The sequence below is a fragment of the uncultured Microbacterium sp. genome (assembly GCF_947488465.1).
GTDB lineage: Bacteria > Actinomycetota > Actinomycetes > Actinomycetales > Microbacteriaceae > Microbacterium.
On sequence record NZ_CANKZA010000001.1, the window covers coordinates 1,022,862 to 1,042,258 of the forward strand.

19 protein-coding genes are annotated in these 19,397 nt (G+C 68.4%); all 19 read right to left on the bottom strand.

Translation table 11 applies throughout. The annotated features are described in order from the left end of the window. Nucleotides 1-5: 5 nt before the first annotated feature. Nucleotides 6-1,529, bottom strand: coding sequence for a ribosome biogenesis GTPase Der (gene der / locus Q0653_RS04930; protein ID WP_298744955.1), 1,524 nt, complete (start codon nucleotides 1,527-1,529; stop codon nucleotides 6-8). Then, nucleotides 1,526-2,224: a (d)CMP kinase gene (cmk, locus tag Q0653_RS04935; RefSeq protein ID WP_298744954.1), complete on the bottom strand. Its 699-nt coding sequence runs from the start codon at nucleotides 2,222-2,224 to the stop codon at nucleotides 1,526-1,528. The genes der and cmk overlap by 4 nt, the downstream gene beginning before the upstream one ends. After that, nucleotides 2,221-3,342, bottom strand: coding sequence for a prephenate dehydrogenase (locus Q0653_RS04940; RefSeq protein WP_298744952.1), 1,122 nt, complete (start codon nucleotides 3,340-3,342; stop codon nucleotides 2,221-2,223). The genes cmk and Q0653_RS04940 overlap by 4 nt, the downstream gene beginning before the upstream one ends. A 27-nt stretch (nucleotides 3,343-3,369) precedes the next feature. After that, entirely contained in the window at nucleotides 3,370-4,158 is a 789-nt protein-coding gene (locus Q0653_RS04945) for a pseudouridine synthase (RefSeq protein ID WP_298744950.1), read from the bottom strand. Then, nucleotides 4,155-4,784, bottom strand: coding sequence for an SMC-Scp complex subunit ScpB (gene scpB, locus Q0653_RS04950; RefSeq protein WP_298943035.1), 630 nt, complete (start codon nucleotides 4,782-4,784; stop codon nucleotides 4,155-4,157). Before scpB ends, Q0653_RS04945 begins: the two co-directional genes overlap by 4 nt. Further along, the gene (locus tag Q0653_RS04955) at nucleotides 4,774-5,613 is read right to left on the bottom strand and encodes a ScpA family protein (RefSeq protein WP_298943036.1); all 840 of its coding nucleotides are present in this window, start codon (nucleotides 5,611-5,613) and stop codon (nucleotides 4,774-4,776) included. The genes scpB and Q0653_RS04955 overlap by 11 nt, the downstream gene beginning before the upstream one ends. After that, nucleotides 5,597-6,430 carry a ParA family protein gene (locus Q0653_RS04960; protein ID WP_261607724.1) on the bottom strand — a complete coding sequence of 278 codons (834 nt, stop codon included), beginning with the start codon at nucleotides 6,428-6,430 and terminating at the stop codon, nucleotides 5,597-5,599. Before Q0653_RS04960 ends, Q0653_RS04955 begins: the two co-directional genes overlap by 17 nt. Before the next feature lie 108 nt (nucleotides 6,431-6,538). After that, on the bottom strand, nucleotides 6,539-7,618 hold the full coding sequence (locus Q0653_RS04965) for a hypothetical protein (RefSeq protein ID WP_298943037.1): 1,080 nt from the start codon (nucleotides 7,616-7,618) through the stop codon (nucleotides 6,539-6,541). 1 nt (nucleotide 7,619) lies between these two features. Further along, complete coding sequence (locus tag Q0653_RS04970; RefSeq protein ID WP_298943039.1) at nucleotides 7,620-8,867, bottom strand: aminotransferase class V-fold PLP-dependent enzyme; 1,248 nt, start codon at nucleotides 8,865-8,867, stop codon at nucleotides 7,620-7,622. A 61-nt stretch (nucleotides 8,868-8,928) separates the two neighbouring features. Beyond that, complete coding sequence (locus Q0653_RS04975) at nucleotides 8,929-9,537, bottom strand: vitamin K epoxide reductase family protein (RefSeq protein WP_298943042.1); 609 nt, start codon at nucleotides 9,535-9,537, stop codon at nucleotides 8,929-8,931. Between the two features lie 61 nt (nucleotides 9,538-9,598). After that, nucleotides 9,599-10,522 carry a site-specific tyrosine recombinase XerD gene (xerD, locus tag Q0653_RS04980; protein WP_298943045.1) on the bottom strand — a complete coding sequence of 308 codons (924 nt, stop codon included), beginning with the start codon at nucleotides 10,520-10,522 and terminating at the stop codon, nucleotides 9,599-9,601. Further along, entirely contained in the window at nucleotides 10,519-11,184 is a 666-nt protein-coding gene (locus Q0653_RS04985; protein ID WP_298943047.1) for an NUDIX hydrolase, read from the bottom strand. Before Q0653_RS04985 ends, xerD begins: the two co-directional genes overlap by 4 nt. A 1-nt stretch (nucleotide 11,185) precedes the next feature. Further along, entirely contained in the window at nucleotides 11,186-12,889 is a 1,704-nt protein-coding gene (locus Q0653_RS04990; RefSeq protein ID WP_298943049.1) for a CTP synthase, read from the bottom strand. Between the two features lie 6 nt (nucleotides 12,890-12,895). Further along, complete coding sequence (gene recN / locus Q0653_RS04995) at nucleotides 12,896-14,599, bottom strand: DNA repair protein RecN (RefSeq protein WP_298943051.1); 1,704 nt, start codon at nucleotides 14,597-14,599, stop codon at nucleotides 12,896-12,898. Further along, nucleotides 14,596-15,528, bottom strand: coding sequence for an NAD kinase (locus Q0653_RS05000; protein WP_298943053.1), 933 nt, complete (start codon nucleotides 15,526-15,528; stop codon nucleotides 14,596-14,598). The genes recN and Q0653_RS05000 overlap by 4 nt, the downstream gene beginning before the upstream one ends. Then, nucleotides 15,525-16,337: a TlyA family RNA methyltransferase gene (locus Q0653_RS05005; protein ID WP_298744929.1), complete on the bottom strand. Its 813-nt coding sequence runs from the start codon at nucleotides 16,335-16,337 to the stop codon at nucleotides 15,525-15,527. Before Q0653_RS05005 ends, Q0653_RS05000 begins: the two co-directional genes overlap by 4 nt. Continuing rightward, nucleotides 16,334-16,498: a hypothetical protein gene (locus Q0653_RS05010; protein ID WP_298745032.1), complete on the bottom strand. Its 165-nt coding sequence runs from the start codon at nucleotides 16,496-16,498 to the stop codon at nucleotides 16,334-16,336. Before Q0653_RS05010 ends, Q0653_RS05005 begins: the two co-directional genes overlap by 4 nt. 39 nt (nucleotides 16,499-16,537) lie before the next feature. Then, the gene (locus Q0653_RS05015; protein WP_298943056.1) at nucleotides 16,538-17,575 is read right to left on the bottom strand and encodes an HAD-IIA family hydrolase; all 1,038 of its coding nucleotides are present in this window, start codon (nucleotides 17,573-17,575) and stop codon (nucleotides 16,538-16,540) included. Next, the gene (locus Q0653_RS05020; RefSeq protein WP_298943057.1) at nucleotides 17,575-18,477 is read right to left on the bottom strand and encodes a hypothetical protein; all 903 of its coding nucleotides are present in this window, start codon (nucleotides 18,475-18,477) and stop codon (nucleotides 17,575-17,577) included. Before Q0653_RS05020 ends, Q0653_RS05015 begins: the two co-directional genes overlap by 1 nt. Between the last annotated feature and the right edge of the window lie 920 nt (nucleotides 18,478-19,397).

Here is a 19,397-nt window from a genome sequence, read left to right on the forward strand (position 1 = left end):
CGCGGTCAGCGCTGGCGCTTTTCGCGCACGCGCATGTTCGTGACGATCGGGGTGCCCTCGAAGCCGAAGATCTCGCGCAGACGCCGCTGGATGAACCGGCGGTAGCCCGGGTCGAGGAATCCGGTCGTGAACAGCACGAAGGTCGGCGGGCGCGTCGAGGCCTGTGTGCCGAACAGGATGCGGGGCTGCTTGCCGCCGCGCAGCGGATGCGGGTGCTCGGCGACGAGCTCGGCCAGGAAGGCGTTGAATTTGCCGGTGGGGATCCGCTGATCCCACGACTCGAGCGCGGTCTCAAGCGCCGGCACGAGCTTGTCGAGATGGCGACCGGTGCGGGCGGAGATGTTCACGCGTGGAGCCCACGTCACATGCGCGAGGTCCTGCTCGATCTCGCGCTCGAGGTAGCGGCGACGGTCGGCGTTCTCCATGTCGTCGTCGTTCAGACGATCCCACTTGTTGAACGCGAGGACGAGCGCACGGCCCGACTCCAGCACCAGGTCGATGATGTTGAGATCCTGCACGCTGATCGACTGCGACACGTCGAGGACGACCACCGCAACCTCAGCTTTCTCGAGAGCGGCCGAGGTGCGCAGCGATGCGTAGAAATCCGCGCCCTGTTGCAGGTGCACACGGCGACGGATGCCGGCGGTGTCGACGAAGCGCCAGAGCTTGCCACCGAGGTCGACAAGCTCATCGACCGGGTCACGGGTCGTGCCCGCGAGCTCATTGACGACAACGCGCTCTTCTCCGGCGGCCTTGTTCAGCAGCGACGACTTTCCGACGTTCGGGCGCCCGAGGATCGCGACGCGACGCGGTCCACCGATCTCGTTGCCGGCGACGGCCGACACCTCGGGAAGGACCTTCATGACTTCGTCCAGGAGGTCCGCGACACCACGGCCGTGAATTGCCGACACCGGGTGCGGCTCACCGAGTCCCAGACTCCACAGCGCGGCAGCTTCCGGCTCGTGACGCGCATCGTCGACCTTGTTGGCGATCAAGAAGACCGGCTTGTCGGAGGTGCGCAGCATCCGCACGACAGCCTCGTCGGTCGCCGTGGCGCCGACCATCGCGTCGACGACGAACAGCACGACGTCGCACAGTTCGATCGCCACCTCGGCCTGGGCTGCGACAGAGCGGTCGATACCGCGGGCATCCGGCTCCCACCCGCCCGTGTCGACGAGCGTGAAGCGGCGCTCCATCCACTCACCCTTGTAGGTGACGCGGTCCCGGGTGACGCCCGGGGTGTCTTCGACGACGGCCTCGCGGCGACCGAGGATGCGGTTGACGAGAGCGGACTTGCCGACGTTCGGCCGTCCGACGATCGCGATGACCGGTAGCGCCGGCAGCACCTCGTACCCGTCCTCGTCGCCGTCGAACCCCTGGAGCAGGTCGGCGTCTTCCTCGTCGAGCTCATAGTCGGCGAGCGAGGCCCGCAGGCCCGCCGCCCGCTGTTCGGCGAGTTCCTCGTCGAGGTTCGCGAGCTTCTCTTCCAGACGGTCGGGGCCGCCTTCGTATTCGTCTTCGGCGCTCATGCGGCCGCTCCTGTCGCTGCACGGATGACGTCCAGGACGCCCTCCACGGTCTGTGTGAAATCGAGTTCGGTCGAATCGACCACGCGCACGCCCTCGGCGGCGGTGAGAAAGTCGACGACCTGGCTGTCTGCCGCGTCGCGGCGGTGCAGGGCGTCCGCGACGGTCGCGGCATCCTGCGTGGAAACTTCGGCGCTGCGTCGCGCGGCGCGCACGTCGGGCGCCGCGGTCAGCAGAATGCGTACGGGGGCGTCGGGCGCCACGACGGTCGTGATGTCTCGGCCTTCGACGACGACCCCGGGGCGAGCGGATGCCGCCACCAGCGCGCGGAAGACCTCGTTCACCCGCCGTCGCACCGCCGGCACGCGGGCCACACCACTGACCGCACTCGTGACCCGGGGATCGCGGATCGCGTCAGTGACGTCCGTCTCCCCCACGCGCACCCAGTAGTCGTCGGGATCGAGCGAGATCGCATAGGGGAAATCGTCGGCCGCGGCCAGAACGACATCGGCATCGCCCGTGTCGGCGCCTCGCTCGAGCACGTGCCACGCCAGGGCACGGTAGGCGGCTCCGGTGTCGAGGTAGCCGTAGCCGAGCCGCCGGGCGACCTCTTTCGAGACGCTCGACTTGCCGCTACCGGCGGGTCCGTCGACGGCGATGGTGATCACACCGGTCCCGGAGCGTGTCGAAGTGTTCATGTCGGGATGCTCGCGATCTTCCAGCCGCGCACGGTGAGGCCGTCGACGGCCTGGCGCACGGCACCGGGGATGACGCTGATTTCGGCCAGGCCGAACTGTGCGCCGGGAGAATGCTCGAGCCGGAGGTCTTCGACGTTGACGGCGAGTTCACCGAGATCGCCGAACAGGCGGCCCAGCTGACCGGGGGTGTCATCGACCATGACGACGACGTGCTCGAACCGGCGGTTCTGACCGTGCTTGCCGGGAAGGCGGTCGACGCCGTCGTTGCCGCGTCGGATCGTGTCGGCGAGGGCGCGCCGCGCACCGGGCGTTTCGGGATCGCGGAGGGCACCCGCGACCGTGTGCAGATCATCGGCGAGGGCGGCCAGCACATCCCCCACCGGGCCGGCGTTGGCCCCGAGAATCTGCACCCACAGTTCCGGGGCGGAGGCGGCGATGCGAGTCGTGTCGCGCGCCCCCTGTCCGACGAGGCGGAGCGACCCTTCGGGCGCGTCGGCGAAGCGGGCCGCGAGGAGCGATGCCACCAGCTGCGGCGCGTGGGAGACGAGCGCGACCGAACGATCGTGCTCCTCGGGGGTCATTTCGATCGGCGTCGCCCCGAGATCGAGCGCCAGCGCTTCGACCAGGGCGAGATCGGCGGCCGGAGTCTCTTCATCGCGGCACACGACCCACGGGCGCCCGACGAAGATGTCGGCGCGGGCCGAGATGGCGCCGCCGCGTTCGCGGCCCGCCATCGGGTGCGAACCGATGTAGTGAGTGAGGTCGAGTCCGCGGCGCTGCAGCTCGTGGAGAGGCTCGAGCTTGACGCTCGCGACGTCGGTGACGACCGCATCCGGAAACGCCGTGAGCTCGCGCTCGATGACATCCGCGGTGACGTCCGGCGGGACGGCCACCACGATCAACCTCGGTTGATCGTCCTCTGCGGCTGCGCGGCCGGCCCCGTAGTCGATCGCGAGACGCAGCTGCGCGGGCGAGGCATCGGTCAGGATGACGTCAACGCCGAGCGCAGTGAGTGCATGCCCGATGCTCGCGCCGAGCAAGCCCGCCCCCACGACGCGTACGCTCCCGGTGACGCGTGCCGCGCGGGCGCGCGCCGGGGCACGGGTCGTGTCGGTCACGGGTATCTCCGGTCATCCGTCTGTGGCTCAGTGATCGGCGGCCGGCTCATCCGGCTCGGCGGCATCACGGCGCGAAAGAGTGAGCAATGCGCCACGTTCCACTGTAGTCAATTCACGGGCGCGGCCCGCTGGGAGCGTCCCCAGGTGCAATGGCCCGAACTGGCGGCGGACGAGGTCGATGACCGGGTGACCGACCTCCGCCATCATCCGGCGCACGATCCGGTTGCGCCCGGAGTGCAGGGTGAGTTCGACCAGGCTCGTCCCCCCGGCTGCGGAGGCATCGAGCAGACGCGCCTTGTCGGCGGCGATCGGACCGTCCTCGAGCTCGACACCCTTCGTCAGGCGCGCGATCGTCTGTGGCGACACACGACCGGTGACCTTCGCGATGTAGACCTTCGTGACGCCGAACGACGGATGCGCGAGCACATGTGCCAGGTCGCCGTCGTTCGTCAGCACCAACAGCCCGCTGGTCTCGGCATCCAACCGGCCGACGTTGTACAGCCGCTCCGGCCAGTCCTGCGTGAAGCGGCGGAGGTCGGGACGCCCCTGCTCATCCTTCATCGTCGACACGACACCGGTCGGCTTGTTCAGCACGACATACCGCTTCGTGGCGTCGAGCTGGATCGCGGTGCCGTCGACGTCGACGAGGTCGGATGCCGGGTCGATCCGGGAGCCGAGCTCGGTGACGACCCGGCCGTTGACCCGCACGCGCCCCTCGGCGATGTACTGCTCGCAGACGCGCCGCGATGCAACACCCGCATTCGCGAGGACCTTCTGCAGGCGCACGCCCTCGGTGTCGCGTTCGTCTTCCGTCATCGCAGAACCTCCGTGTCGAACCCGGCTGAGCCGTCATCGAGCAGCGGCGCAATGTGCGGCAGCTCGTCGAGCGAGTTGATCCCGAGGTTGACGAGGAGCGCATCGGTCGTGCCGTAGTTGATCGCTCCCGTCTCGGGATCGGTGAACAATTCGGTGATCAGCCCGCGTGCGACGAGCGTGCGCACGACCGAGTCGACGTTGACGGCGCGGATCGAGGCCACTTGACTGCGCGTCACGGGCTGCTTGTAGGCGATCACCGCGAGGGTCTCCAGCGCCGCCTGCGACAGCCGCGACGGTGCCTGCGAGTTCACGAATTCCGACACGACGTCGTCGTACTCTTCGCGGACGTAGAGGCGCCACCCGCCGCCCACTTCGCGCAACTCGAACCCGCGGCGCGGGCCGCCGGTCACGCCGTCGAAGTCGGCGACGAGCGCGTGGATCGCCTTGCGCACGGCGGGCACCGGTGCCGCCACGGCGGCGGCGAGCGCGACGAGGCTCTGCGGCTCGTCCACGATCAGCAGGATCGCCTCGAGGCGTCGCGCAACATCGATCGGATCACTCGATCGCTGGGGCGCATCAGCCTCGGTCACCTCACTGCGCGCGGGTGTCGAAAGGTCATCGGTCATAGTCGGCTCCCAGGGTGGCGAGGTTCTCTTCGGACCAGCGTTCGGCGGTCCAGCGCAAGGTCAGCTCGCCGAGGGGTTCGAGCTGTTCGAACGAGAGCGCCGCGTGGCGGTAGAGCTCCAGCACCGCCAGGAATCGGGCAACGACGATGCCGGATTGCGCGACTCCCGCGACCAGTTCACGGAAGTTGAGGGTACCGGCATCCCGCAGGAGCGTGACGACGATCGCCGCCTGCTCACGGATCGAGACCAGCGGCGCGTGCAAGTGGTCGAGCCCGACGTGCGGGATCTCCTTCGGCGCGAATGCCAGCAGAGCGATCGCCGCGAAGTCGTCGGCCGACAGCGTCCAGACGAGTTCCGGCACTGCACGGCGATACTTCTCATCGAGCCGCACCGAGCGCGTGTGTCGCCGGTCTTCGCGCTGCAGGCAGCGGGAAAACCACGCCGACACCTCCTTGAACGCGCGGTACTGCAGCAGGCGGGCGAACAGCAGGTCGCGCGCTTCGAGCAACGCGACCGATTCGGCATCGACCAGTTCACCCTGGGGCAAGAGCCCCGCGACTTTCATATCGAGGAGGGTCACCGCAACCACGAGGAACTCCGACGCCTGCTCGAGCTCTTCGTCGGCGTCGAGGTTCTTCAGGTAGGCGATGAACTCGTCGGTGACCTTGCTCAGGGCGACTTCGGTGATGTCGAGCTCGTGCTGCGAGATCAGACTCAGCAGCAGATCGAACGGCCCGTCGAATCCCGCGAGGGAGACGCGGAAAACGGCGTCGTCGGGCGCCGCGGCCGGCGTGGGATCGGCGTCGGCGGACTCAGGCGACGGCGCCACGGGCGACCAGCTCCCGCGCCAATCGCAAGTAGGCCTGTGCGGCCGCGTGCTCCGGCGCGAACGTCGTGATGGGAACGCCCGACACCGACGCGTCGGGGAACTTCACGGTGCGTCCGATCACGGTCTCCAGCACGTCATCGCCGAACGCGTCGACGACGCGCTCGAGGACCTCACGGGAGTGCAGCGTGCGCGGGTCGTACATGGTCGCGAGGACACCATCGAGCTCGATCGAGGGGTTGAGGCGATCGCGGACTTTGTCGATCGTCTCGATCAGCAGCGCCACACCGCGCAGCGCGAAGAACTCGCACTCGAGGGGAATCAGCACGCCGTGGCTGGCCGTCAGCGCGTTCACGGTGAGCAGTCCGAGCGACGGCTGGCAGTCGATGAGGATGACGTCGTAGTCACCGGAGACCTTGCGCAACACGCGCGCGAGGATCGTCTCGCGCGCGACTTCGTTGACCAGGTGCACTTCCGCGGCCGAGAGGTCGATGTTGGCGGGCAGGATGTCGAGCCCGTCGACCGAGCTGTGCACGATGACGTCACGCGGGTCGCGCTTGGTGTCCAGCAGCAGGTCGTAGATCGTCGGCACATCGTGCGTCGCGATCCCGAGGCCGGCCGACAGAGCGCCCTGCGGGTCGAAGTCGACCGCGAGGACCTTGCGCCCGTATTGGGCGAGGGATGCCGCCAGGTTGATCGTCGTGGTGGTCTTGCCCACGCCGCCCTTCTGGTTGCAGAGCGAGATGATCCGCGCGGGGCCGTGCCCGGTCAGGGGCGGCGGGGTGGGGAAGCCGTGGTACGGACGTCCCGTGGGTCCCATCGGGGTGTCGCCCGTCTGAGCCTTCTTCGTCCCCCGTGCCTTGTCGGTCACCGACTCTCCTGCCTTCTGCGTTGCGCTCCTGCGATTCTCGCACACCGCTCAGCGACGCTACGGGAGACGCGACAGAGTGTCGACACCGACGAGCCCCGTGTGCAGCCCACCGCCGGCGATCAGCGTCGGAATCGCGACCGTCCGAATGTCGTCTTCCACGACCGTCCGCGTGTGCGCCAGGACACCCGCCACGGCGTCCGAACCCGCGAGCGCATCGATCGCGGCGATCGCGGCATCGTCGTAGCCCGCTTCCGCCAGCCACGTGTGAAGCTGCTCCCGAGCGGCATCCGCATCCGCGTCGTTCATCCATTCTTGCCAGCTCGTCCCGCCGGGAGCGTCACCGGTGAACAACTGCTCGAGGATCGCCCAATCCCCCGTCGGTCCCGTGGAGTCGCCGTCAGTAGCCTCGTAGGACTGCACAGCCGCGAGGTACGAGGCGATCAGCGGCGAGTTCGGGAACTTCGATCCCAGGCTCGAGGAGATCGGGTACGCGAGATAGGTGAGGTTGTGGGTCTTCGCGAACCCCGACTCGGCCATGTTGCGGAACAGTTCCGCGCAGAATCGGCATCCGGGGTCCAGAACCTCGACCGCGACCGGGAGTCCCGGACGGTAGCCCCCGAGATAGGTGGCGTTCTCCGGCGCGAAGTCGGCGGCATCCCACGTTTTCATCCGACTGGGGACGGCGGTGATCGTTTCGCCGAGTGAGGAGAACTCGTTCCCGAACGCGCCGAGCACGTCTCCCCTGGCGAGAGAGTCCCCGAACGTGGGAGTGCCGCCATCGATCGAGCACGACTCGGCGGCGAGCGCGCATGCCTGCGTGTCTTGCTTGTCGCAGGTGCCGTAGACGAACAGGTTCAGGCCGCTGCGCCCCAGGAGATACAGGCTCACGATGAGGCTCAGCACCATGAGCCACGCGACGATCTCGATCGCGACGGATGCCGGCTTCACCCAGCGAGGGTGTCGGATGGCGAGGGGCGCGAGGAGCGAGCTCTTGACGTCCTCCCGGAACGTCGTATCGCACGGGCGAAAAGTGATTTTGCGCCAGACGCATCCCCACGCGCGACCGAGGAGCGCGCGGTACTTCGCCGAGACGGCCGACAGAACGAGGACCACGAGGAACGCAACGACGCAGACCATGTCACAGCCCTCGCATGAGTCGGCCCATGACCGCCACGGTGTGATCGATGTCGGCGTCGGTGTTGTGCGCGCCGACGCTGAAGCGCACGAGCGGCGGATGGGCCTCACGCTCCTGGAGCCAGTGGTGCGCGCAGAAGTAGCCGCTACGCACCATGATCCCGGCCTGTGCGAGGAAGGTCGCCAGCCGATGGCCGTCGACCCGCTCGGGACGCACCGTCACGAGCGGTGACCCCACGGGACTGAGCAGGCGGAGGTGGGGCAACGCCGCCATCCCGTCCCGGAGACGCGCGGCGAGCCGAGCCTCATGAACCGTGAGCGACTCGCCGGCCGCACTGCGGAAACCGCTCCGCCAGCCGAGCGCGGCACCGAAGGCGATGATCTCGCCCCAGGGCTGGAGGCCCGCTTCCAACCGGGTGTGCGGCTCGGGCAGCAGCTCGAACGCGTCTTCCGTCACGGCGGCGACCTGTCCCCCGCCGACGACGCTCAGCTCGAGCGAAGTGAGCATCTCATGGGTCGCGACCACGACGCCGAGCGAGGGCCCCGACATCTTGTGAGCCGAGAAGCAGAGAGCGTCGGCCCTCAGCCCTCGGAGGTGCGAGAGCGCGTGAGGCGCCGCCTGAGCTGCGTCGAGGATCACGGCCCCGCCGGCACGGTGGACGTCCGCAATCAGGTCGGGCATCGCTGCGCTGAGCACCCCGGTGACGTTGTCCATCGCCGAGACGACGACGAGAGCATCCGTGAGATCTGTGCCGGATGTCTCGATGCGCCCGTCGGCGGCACGTTCGAGGACGACCCTCGGGATGCCGGCGCGACGCGCGGCGGTCATCGTCGACAGGAACACCGCGTTGTGCTCGGTGTGGGTCGTGATGATGCGGGCGTAACGCCGCGCAGGCAATTGGCCCACCAGCAGGTTCAGCGCGGACGTGGTGTTCAACGTGAATGCGCACGAGTAGCGCCGAGCTGACAGGCCGAACGTGTCGAGCACCAGAGCGCGGGTGCGCGCGACCTCGTCATCGACGCGGCGCCCCCAGGGGTAACGGACACGGCCGCCACAGGCGCCGTAGGTCAGCAGGTAGTCGGTGAGCGCATCGATGACCGGTTGCGGACGCAGACTCTGGCACGCCGAATCGAGATAGACCTGGTCGCTCGCCACATGGGCGAACCCGGGTCGTTCACCGGCGGGAGGCGCAGCGAGCTCCGCCCGGCGCGAGAACAAGCGGGGCCGATGACGGAGGCGTTCTACTCCCATGCTTCCAGTGTCCAGACCACAGCGCCCGCCCGCTCACACGCGGGCCGTGAATACGCCCGCGTCAGAACAGCGAACCGATGACGTCGAGGCGGAGCTGGGCGGCCACGGCGATCAGCAGATAGTCGGCGAGCACGATCACCGGCATCCAGGACAGGATGAGTCGGCCCGCACCGCGCAGCGCCGCACCCCACAGGCCTTCACGCAGTGTCCAGCCGAACACCGTCCACCCGAGCGGGATCGTCACGAGCCAGACGATCATGCACCACGGGCACAGCGAGCCGTACTCGAAGACGCTCCGGTAGGCGAAGAAGTGCACGAGCGTGAACCCGCCGGCGACGAAGAGCGCATACGTCCGCCAATACCCCGCCCGCAGTCCCCCCGGGGCGGCGAGCGCGCTGACGCCGGCGTAGATCGGCCCGACGAACAGCACCATCCCGATGATCGAGTTGCTGAAACCGAGCAGGTTGCCGCCGGGCGAGAGCAGGTTCGGTCCGCACGTGACGATCGGGCTGATGTTGCAGGAGATGATCGCGTCGGCACCGGTGAGCTGCCCGATGTATTCCTGGTACAGCAGGAACGACACGACCCATCCCGCGATCCCGACGAGGATCCAGAAGACCGCCAGACCACGGCCGGGTCGGAGGGTGGTGAGAGTGGATGCCGGGCGCACACCCCCATTGTGCGCCGCACGTCCCGCACTCGCCGGCCTCGCGGCCGTGTCTATCCCGGGCTCAGCGCGCCCGGGGGTGAGACGTCGCATAGACGTCACGCAGCGCGTCGACCGTGACGTGCGTGTAGATCTGGGTCGTGGCGACGGAAGCGTGGCCGAGGAGTTCCTGCACGACGCGCACGTCGGCGCCCCCCTGCAGCAGATGCGTCGCGAAAGAGTGCCGCAAGGTGTGAGGCGAGACGTGCGCACTGATGTGTGCGCGCTCGGCCGCCTGCTGGATCACGAGCCACGCGCTTTGCCGGGAAAGGGGTGCGCCGCGCGCGCCGAGGAACAGCCGCGGTGTCGCCCGACCTCGCCGGGAGAGCTCCGGCCGAGCGCGCGCGAGGTACGCGTCGACGGCGGCGCGGGCATACGAGCCCACGGGGACGATCCGTTCCTTGGAGCCTTTGCCGCGCACCCGCACCACGTCGCCGTGTGCGAGGTCGTCGACGTCGAGCTGGATGACTTCGGAGACGCGCGCACCGGTCGCGTAAAGCAACTCCAGCAGCGCGCGGTCGCGCAACCGCACGATGTCGGTGTCGGTGGCATCGCCGGGCACAGGCCCGGCGGCATCCAGCAGGGCGACCACCTGGTCGTAGGGAAGTGCTTTCGGCAACCGCTGGGGGGTCTTCGGAGGCCGGAGCTTGTCACTCGGGTCGTGCGCGCTGAGCTCCTCGCGCACAAGGAAGCGGTGCAAGCCCCGGACCGAGGACTGCAACCGCGCCAGCGATGTGGCCGCCGGCGGCGGCACGGATGCCGCCCGCTCTCCCACGAAGGCACCGACCAGAGCGGTCGTGACATCGTCCGTCTCGGTGACACCCTGCGTCCGCAACCACCCGACGTAGCCGGACAGATCCCGCCGATACGCCGCGACGGTGTGATCGGAAAGTCCGCGCTCGATCGAGATATGCCTGAGGTAGGCGTCGACTGCGCGCTCGAGCCTCACGCCTCGGTAGGCCGGATCGCTTCGGCAGGCCCGATCGCTTCGGCGGGCCCGATCGCACGCGGCCGTCGCTCCCAGGGGCTATCGGCCGGAGCGAGGGTCACCCAATCGCGCGCGCGAGCCGCAAACGCGGTCATCGCCCCCACGATCAGCGACGGATTCTGCACGCGGCGGGCGAGGACGGCATCCACGACCTCGTCGAGCGGCACCCAGCACACTTCGATGTCGGCTTCCTCTTCCGTGCGCTCGAACGTCTCCGCCGCGGGCGAGAGTTCTCGCGCCAGGTAGATGCGGATCGCTTCGTCGCTGCCGCCGGGCGACGTGGTGAACTCCGCCAGCACGTCCCAGCGTGCGGCCACGAGATCGGCCTCTTCGGCGAGCTCCCGCGCGGCCGCAGCCCGCGCATCTTCCTCGGCGACGTCGAGAAGCCCGGCAGGGATCTCCCACTCCCTCATCCGCACGGGATGCCGGTACTGCTTGATCAGCAGGACTCGATCGTGCTCGTCGAGAGCGAGCACGGCGACAGCGCCGGTGTGGTCCATGTACTCCCGGACCATCGTCCCGCCGCCGTAGGCGACCTCATCGCGGCGGATGTTCCACACCTTGCCGGTGAACGCCGTCTCGGAGCGGGTGACCTCGAAGCTCGCCGGGTCGTCCTGCAGCACCTCAGTCCCCGCGCTCGACGTCGAACAGTTCGCCGGCGCTGTGACGCTCGAGTGCCGCGGCGATGAGCCCGCGGAACAGCGGGTTGGCTTCGGTCGGTCGCGACCGCAGCTCGGGGTGGGCCTGCGTCGCGATGTAGTACGGATGCACGTCGCGCGGCAACTCGACATACTCGACGAGGTTGCGATCGGGCGACAGCCCCGAGAAGACAAGGCCGGCGGCGGCGATCTGGTCGCGGTAGCGGTTGTTGACTTCGTAGCGGTGACGGTGACGCTCGGATGCACGGGTCGATCCATAGACCTCCGCCGCGAGCGAGCCTTCCGCCAGTTCCGCTTCGTAGAGGCCGAGCCGCATCGTGCCACCGAGGTCTCCCCCGGCGAGGATATCGACCTGCTCGGCCATCGTGGCGATGACGGGGAACTCGGTGTCGGGGTCGAACTCGCTCGAGCTCGCCCCCGTGAGGCCGGCCATGTTGCGCGCGTACTCGATGACCATGCACTGCAGGCCCAGGCAGATGCCGAGTGTCGGAATGCCCTGTTCGCGCGCGAACTTCAGCGCCCCGAGCTTGCCTTCAATCCCGCGGATGCCGAACCCACCGGGCACGACGATGCCGTCGACGGCGGCGAGCGCCCTTTCGGCGCCGTCGCGTGTCTCGCAGAGGTCGGACGGAATCCAGACGACCTGGACCTTCGTCTCCTGCGCGAATCCACCGGCTTTCAGCGCCTCGGTCACCGAGAGGTACGCATCGGGCAGGTCGATGTACTTGCCGACGAGGCCGATCGTCACCTCGTGCTGCGGGTTGTGCACGGCCTGAAGCACCTTGTTCCACCGCGTCCAGTCGACCTCGTTGGCTTTCGCCGCAAGGCCCAGCCTGCGGGCGATGTAGCTGTCGAGGCCCTGATCGTTCAGGGTTGAGGGGATGTCGTAGATGCTCGGCAGGTCGACGGTGTTGATGACGCCCTCGACATCGACGTCGCACATGAGCGCGATCTTGCGCTTGTTGCTGTCGGTGACGGGGCGGTCGCTACGCAGCACCAGGGCGTCCGGCTGGATACCGATCGACCGGAGCGCGGCCACGGAGTGCTGCGTGGGCTTCGTCTTCTGCTCACCCGATGCCCCCATGAACGGCACGAGCGACACGTGCACGAAGAAGACGCTGTCGCGGCCCAGCTCGTGCCGCAACTGACGGGCGGCCTCGAGGAACGGCTGCGATTCGATGTCACCGACCGTTCCGCCGACCTCCGTGATGATCACATCGGGACGGGGTGTTTCGTCGGCCTGCAGGCGCATGCGCCGCTTGATCTCGTCCGTGATGTGCGGGATCACCTGCACCGTGTCGCCGAGGTATTCGCCGCGGCGTTCCCGCGCGATCACCTGCGAGTAGATCTGGCCGGTCGTGACGTTGGCGGCCTCGCTGAGCTCGATGTCGAGGAATCGCTCGTAGTGACCGATGTCGAGGTCGGTTTCGGCGCCGTCGTCGGTGACGAAGACTTCGCCGTGCTGGAACGGATTCATCGTTCCGGGGTCGACGTTCAAGTACGGGTCGAGCTTCTGCATCACGACCCGAAGGCCACGCGCCGTGAGCAGGTTACCCAGGCTCGCCGCCGTGAGCCCCTTGCCCAACGAAGAAACGACACCACCGGTCACGAAGATGTGCTTGGTGGTGTCGTTCGAAGATGTTCCCGCTGCAGAAGTAGTGTCCGTCACGGGCTTTCATCCTATCAGTCGTGAAGTGCCAAGGCTCAGCAACTCCCGGGCATGTTCGAGTGCAGCGGTCGAATCCGACAATCCCGAGAGTAGTCGAGCCATCTCGGCTTCGCGGTCGGTTCCGCTGAGCGCGTGCACACTGGATGCCGTCACGGATCCGTCACTGGATTTCACGACGCTCAGGTGGTTGTTGGCGAATGCCGCCACCTGCGCGAGGTGGGTGACCGCGATCACCTGACTGGTCTCGGCGAGGCGAGCCAGGCGCCGTCCCACCTCGATCGCCGCCGCACCGCCGATTCCGGCATCCACTTCGTCGAAGACGAACGTCGGCACGCTGTCGGTGCCGGCGATGACGACTTCAATCGCCAGCATGACGCGGCTGAGCTCTCCGCCGGAGGCGCCCTTCGCGACCGAGCGCAACGCAGCGCCCGGATGCGGGGCCAGCAGTAGCGCGACGTCGTCACGCCCGGCGGTGGATTCGGCGCCGGGCGTGACCGACACCTCGACGCGCGCGTCGGGCAGTGCCAGCGCGCGCAGTTCCTCGGTGACAGCGGCGCCCAGGCGACCCGCGGCCTCTGTTCGCGCCGCCGTCAATTCCTGCGCGGCACGGTCGAGGCTGGATGCCGCAGCGCCAGCCTCGACGGTCAATCGCTCGACGCGGTCGTCGTCGTCATCGAGTTCGAGGAGGCGCGCGGCACCGCTGTCGCGCAGCGCCAGGGTCTCCTCGAGCGAGCCGTGCACGCGGATCAGCGCGTTCAGTGCGGCGCGGCGATCGAGCACCGTCGACAGCTCGTGCGGACCCGAGTCGTCGAGATCGGCGAGGTAGGCACTGAGGTCGCCCGCGACGTCGGTGACCCGGTAGCCGATCTCTTCCAGGGTGGCCGCGTGCGCGGCAAGGGCCGGATCACTGCCGGCCGCGCGTTCGAGGGCCCGGCGGGCGTCGGACAGCATGCCCGTGACGTCGGGCTGATCCTCGTCGCTCGACAGCGCCGAGTGGGCCGTCGCGGCGGCGAGACGCAACTCCTCCACGTTCGCGAGGCGGTCTGCGCGTTGCGCGAGCTCGATGTCTTCGCCCGGTTGGGGATCGACGTGCTCGATCTCGGCGAGCACCTCGCGCAGGCGCGCGGCCTCATCGATGCGGTCCGAGCGCTGCGTGGTCAGAGCCTCGAGTTCGGCGGAGAGCGCCCGCGCGTGCGCGTGGGCGGTCTGGTAGCGATCGAGCGCCGTCGCGATCGGCGCGCCGCCGAAGCGATCGAGCGCGTCGCGTTGCGCAGCCGCAGAGCGCAGACGCAGCTGATCGGACTGACCGTGCACCACGACGAGGTGGTCGGCAAGCTCCGCGAGCACGCCGGCCGGTGCTGATCGTCCACCGACGCTCGCCCGGCTGCGCCCCTCGGCCGTGAGCGTCCGACCGAGATACAGCTCCGCCTGTCCATCGCCGATCGGTTCGACGTCACCGCCGGCTTCAGCCACGCGATCGACGACCGCTCCCGCCGCGGGCACGATCCACACTCCCTCGACGACGGCCCCCGCCGCACCGGCACGGACCGCAGCAGCATCGGCCCGAGCACCCAGCAGCAGACCGAGACCGGTGACGACCATCGTCTTGCCCGCACCGGTCTCGCCGGTGACAGCCGTGAATCCGGGCCCGAGAGGAAGCGACGCTTCCGCGATCACGCCGAGATCACGCAGCGTCATCTGTTCGATCACAGGGTCTCCCGCACCGGCGCGGTGTCCGGTCCCCGCCACCCCGTGACCGGCAGCTGGAACTTCCGCACGAGGCGATCGGTGAACGACGCCGGGTGCAGGCGCGCGAGCCGGACGCTCCTGCGCGAGCGGCGCACCACCACGCGCGCGCCAGGGGGGAGATCGTGCGAGCGTCGACCGTCGCACCAGAGGATGCCGGTGCCGTCGGTGCGCGCGAGCACTTCGATCGCGACCGATGCTTCGGGCCCCACGACGAGCGGCCGAGCGAACAGCGCGTGCGCCGACAGCGGCACGACCGCGATGGCTTCGACCGTGGGCCAAATGACCGGCCCGCCCGCGGAGAAGTTGTACGCCGTCGAACCTGTCGGCGTCGCGATCACGACGCCGTCACAGCCGAAACTCGACAACGGTCGACCGTCGATCTCGATGACGACTTCCATCATGCGTTCGCGGGCGGCCTTCTCGACCGTGGCTTCGTTGAGCGCCCACGTTTCATAGATCACGGCGCCCGGAGCATCCTTCACGCGCACGCTGAGCGCCATGCGCTCTTCGACCTCGTAGTCACGGTCGATCACGCGCTGGATGGCGTCGTCGATGACATCCGCCTCGATCTCGGCGAGGAACCCGACATGCCCCATGTTGATGCCGAGGATGGGCGCCGTGCCGTCGCGCACGAGTTCGGCAGCGCGCAGAATCGTCCCGTCGCCCCCGAGGACGATGGCGATCTCGACATCGGCAACATCGATATCCACGCCGAGAGAGACCAGCGGAGGATCCTGAGCGAGAGCCGCGATGATCTCAGGGTCGTCGCCAGGCACCACCGGGCGCGCGCCGGCGGCCGTGAGCGCGCGGATCACGCGCAGCGCGGCGGCAATGGTCTCCTCGCGTCGCGCGTGCGCCACCACGAGGATGTTGCGCTGCTGCGTGGTCATCCTTCTCCCGCCAATCGGTTCACCGTGCTCAACCATTCTGTCGGGTTTCCCCGATCGTCGGCGCCGCGGCGGGGTCGCAGGTGAACCACGAACTCGCGGTTACCATGCGTGCCGGCGATCGGGGATGCGATCACACCGAACGTACCGATTCCGGCATCCCACGCCGACCAGAGAACGCTCGTGGTCGCATCAGCGCGGGCGCCCGGATCGGACACGAGTCCCTCGCGAACACCCGTGCGTCCCACCTCGAACTGCGGCTTGATCAGGAGCACGATCTCGGTGTCCGGTTCGGCGACCGCGGCGACCGCGGGGAGCACGTGCGCGAGGGAGATGAAGGACAGATCGCCCGTGATGACGTGCGGCCGCGTAGCGATTCCGGAGACGTCGGCCAACGACGCGGCGGTCATATAACGGACATTGAACCCCTCGACCGAGATGACCCCGGCATCGGCCGCCACGGATGGAGCAAGCTGACCGTGGCCGACGTCGACCGCGATCACCGGATCGGCGCCGCGTTCGCGGAGCACCTGCGTGAACCCACCGGTGGAGGCCCCCATGTCGAGCGCCAGTCGGCCCTCGACCGCAATCTCGAAGGCATCCAGGCCCGCGACGAGCTTGTGCGCCGCGCGACTGACGTAGTGGTCAGACGCCGCCACCTCGATCGCGTCGGCTTCCTCGACTTTGGCGGAGGGTTTCACGACCGGACGTCCGCCCACCGTCACGAGCCCGTCCTCGATCAACTGCGCGGCCTGCGTGCGCGAGCGCGCGAGTCCGCGCGCGGCGACCGCCGCATCCAAGCGCATGCTCACGCGTGGTGGTCGCGCGGGCCGGACTCGAGCCGCCGCGCGAGCTCATCGTGGAGCGCAACGTATGCGCCCGCGCGTTCCGACAGCGGCTGGCCCTCGATCACATCGAGGGTCGAGAGGAGGTCTTCGCGGCGAGCGTCGGGGTCAGCGGCATCCATCGACATGCGTCCACGATACGCGTCAGCTCGAGCGACGCGGCACCGTCACGGCCGATGGAACGGATCCGCGTACAACCGCTCGGGCACGCGGAAGCCGTAGATGGCGCGACCGGTCGCCCAGATGGCCGCGGCGCCGGCGCGAACGAGGTCGATCGGCCGGTCCCCCTCCGCGACAATGTGGATGTCGGGCCCGTCGATCCGCACGGACGCGTTACCCACCGTCGTCACATCACCGCGCACGACCGTCTCGGGATAGGCCTCGTGGAGTTCCCGCAGGTCACCGAGAATGTAGGTTGGCCTCGAGGTGGTCGGCGCCGCGAGCACATGCTTGGGCCGGTCGATGCCGGTCAGCACCAGCACCGAGTCGATTCCCGCTGCCTGGGCGCCGGCGATGTCGGTGTCCAAGCGGTCTCCGAGGAAGAGTGGATGCTGCGCCCCGAACCGCGCGACGGCTTCGTCGAAGATGGGGCGCTCGGGCTTGCCCGCCACGACTGCCAGCCGACCGACGGCCGTGTGGACGGCGGAAACGAGTGTGCCGTTTCCCGGGGCGATCCCCCGTGCCTGCGGAATGGTCCAGTCGGTGTTGGTTGCAATCCACGGGATGCCGCCCTCATCCTCCGGCGTCGCCAGAGCGTAGGCGGCTTCGGCGAGGTGTTCCCAGCCGACGTGCGGAGCGAAGCCCTGCACCACTGCTGCCGGGGCGTCATCGGCGCTGCGGGTGACGGTGTAACCCGCCTTCTCGAGCTCGTGTACGAGCCCGTCGCCACCGACGACCAGAATGGTTGCGGGCGACGCTACTCGCTCTCGGAGCAGTCGCATGGCAGCCTGCGGGCTGGTCACGACGTCGGAGGGTTGCGTGGAACGGAGGCCGAGGGACCGCAGGTGTTCCGCAACGGTTGCGTCGGTGCGGGACGCGTTGTTGGTGATGTAACCGAGTCGCCGGGTTTCGCCAGCCTGGTTGAGGCTCTCGATCGCGTGCGGCAAAGCGCCCGGACCCGCGTAGACCACTCCGTCGAGGTCCGCCAGGACCGCGTCGACGCCATCCAACGGGGTTCGGGATGCTCGACGGGAAAACATGACCATCAGTCCTCGTCCTCGTCGATACCCGCCTCGCTCAGAATCTCGTCGACTTCGTCCTCGATCGTGAATGCTCTCTCCGCCACCGGCTCAGCGGCCTCGGATGCTCCGAACTCCGAGGGCGCGCTGTCCGCGGGCGCAGCGTCGCCGTCGCGCGCGTCCTCGTCGCCGTCCTGCTCGAGCTCGGGCTCCTCGACGTCAGCATCGAAATCGGCGTCGTCATCGTCGTCATCGTCGTCGAGTGGGATCTCTTCGACCTCATCGACCATCAGAACCTCGCGGTCCGCGTCGGTGGCGCCCAGCGCATCCTCTGCGATTTCGGCGCGACGCTGCCACTCGGCGGCTTCGTCGGTACGGCCGAGTTCTTCGAGCACGGCTGCACGCGCGGCGAAGAGCCCGGGGCTCCAGCTGAAGGCGCGGTCAGGATCGAGCTCCGGGATATCGAGCTCCTGGAGCGCACGCTCGTTTTCACCGAGATCGAGACGCGCGCCCGACATGGCAATCGCTAGCTCGACACGAACGTCCACCGGCAATTGTGACCGATCGACTGCGCGACCTACCTCGAGCGCGCGATCGGGGCGTCCGACCCCGCGCTCGCTGTCCACGAGAAGGGCGATCTGGTCGTCGCGACCGGAGATTCGGCGGAACGTACGCAACTCGCGCACGGCCAAAGCGAAATCCTGTGTGGCGTAAGCCGTGATCGCGACGGTTTCTCGGACGACGGCGATCCTCCCCGCACTCCGCGACGCGGCCAACGCGTGCTCATGCGCGAGAGCCGGGTCCTCGTCGATCAAACGTGCAGCCATCGCCAAGTGGCGGGCGACCTGTTCGGCGTTCTCCTTGCTCAGGGTCTTCAGCTCGTTGCGAGCCGGCCCGTTGAGATCTTGAGGCGTGATGTCGTCGGGCAACGCGGGACCCGCGGGGACCGATCGGCGATCGGAGTCCTGCGGCGGACGCGCGCTGCGGTAGCCCCCATCGCGGGCCGGATACGAGCTGCGCTCACCATCGCGCGGGGTGTAGGACTTCCGCTCACCATCACGGGGAGGATACGGCTTCCGCTCACCATCACGGGGAGGATACGACTTCCGCTCACCATCACGCGGCGGGTACGAACGCCGCTCACCATCGCGCGGGGTGTAGGGCTTCCGCTCACCATCACGGGGAGGGTACGAACGCCGCTCACCATCACGGGGAGCGTACGGCTTCCGCTCACCATCACGGGGAGGGTACGAACGACGCTCACCATCACGCGGAGGATACGGCTTCCGCTCACCGTCACGAGGCGGGTACGAACGACGCTCACCATCACGCGGAGGATACGACTTCCGCTCACCATCGCGCGGGGTGTAGGACTTCCGCTCACCATCACGGGGAGGGTAGGACTTCCGCTCACCATCACGCGGCGGATACGACTTGCGCTCACCATCACGGGGAGCGTACGGCTTCCGCTCACCATCACGCGGCGGGTAAGAACGACGCTCACCATCACGCGGCGGGTACGAACGACGCTCACCATCACGCGGAGGATACGACTTCCGCTCACCATCGCGCGGGGTGTAAGGCTTCCGCTCACCATCACGGGGCGGATACGAGCGGCGTTCACCGTCGCGCTGCGGCGCTTTGTCGCCATCGCGCTTCACATACGGGCGACCTTCAGACCCTCGAGGACCGCGCGAACCAGAACCTGCCTGCGTGTAGCGGGGCTTCCCCCCGTTGCGGGGTCGTTCATCTTCGTTCATCGCATCATCCTTTCAGGTGCGTTGTTAACGAGAAAAGGCCACCCAACCTTGGGTGGCCTTTTCACGAAAGAAGTCCGGCGGTGTCCTAC

Coding starts and splice junctions, on each gene's coding strand:
- der (WP_298744955.1), bottom strand. CDS start 1,529: ATGAGCGCCGAAGACGAATACGAAGGCGGCCCCGACCGTCTGGAAGAG.
- cmk (WP_298744954.1), bottom strand. CDS start 2,224: ATGAACACTTCGACACGCTCCGGGACCGGTGTGATCACCATCGCCGTC.
- Q0653_RS04945 (WP_298744950.1), bottom strand. CDS start 4,158: ATGACGGAAGACGAACGCGACACCGAGGGCGTGCGCCTGCAGAAGGTC.
- scpB (WP_298943035.1), bottom strand. CDS start 4,784: ATGACCGATGACCTTTCGACACCCGCGCGCAGTGAGGTGACCGAGGCT.
- Q0653_RS04960 (WP_261607724.1), bottom strand. CDS start 6,430: ATGGGACCCACGGGACGTCCGTACCACGGCTTCCCCACCCCGCCGCCC.
- Q0653_RS04965 (WP_298943037.1), bottom strand. CDS start 7,618: ATGGTCTGCGTCGTTGCGTTCCTCGTGGTCCTCGTTCTGTCGGCCGTC.
- Q0653_RS04970 (WP_298943039.1), bottom strand. CDS start 8,867: ATGGGAGTAGAACGCCTCCGTCATCGGCCCCGCTTGTTCTCGCGCCGG.
- Q0653_RS05000 (WP_298943053.1), bottom strand. CDS start 15,528: ATGACCACGCAGCAGCGCAACATCCTCGTGGTGGCGCACGCGCGACGC.
- Q0653_RS05010 (WP_298745032.1), bottom strand. CDS start 16,498: ATGTCGATGGATGCCGCTGACCCCGACGCTCGCCGCGAAGACCTCCTC.
- Q0653_RS05015 (WP_298943056.1), bottom strand. CDS start 17,575: ATGGTCATGTTTTCCCGTCGAGCATCCCGAACCCCGTTGGATGGCGTC.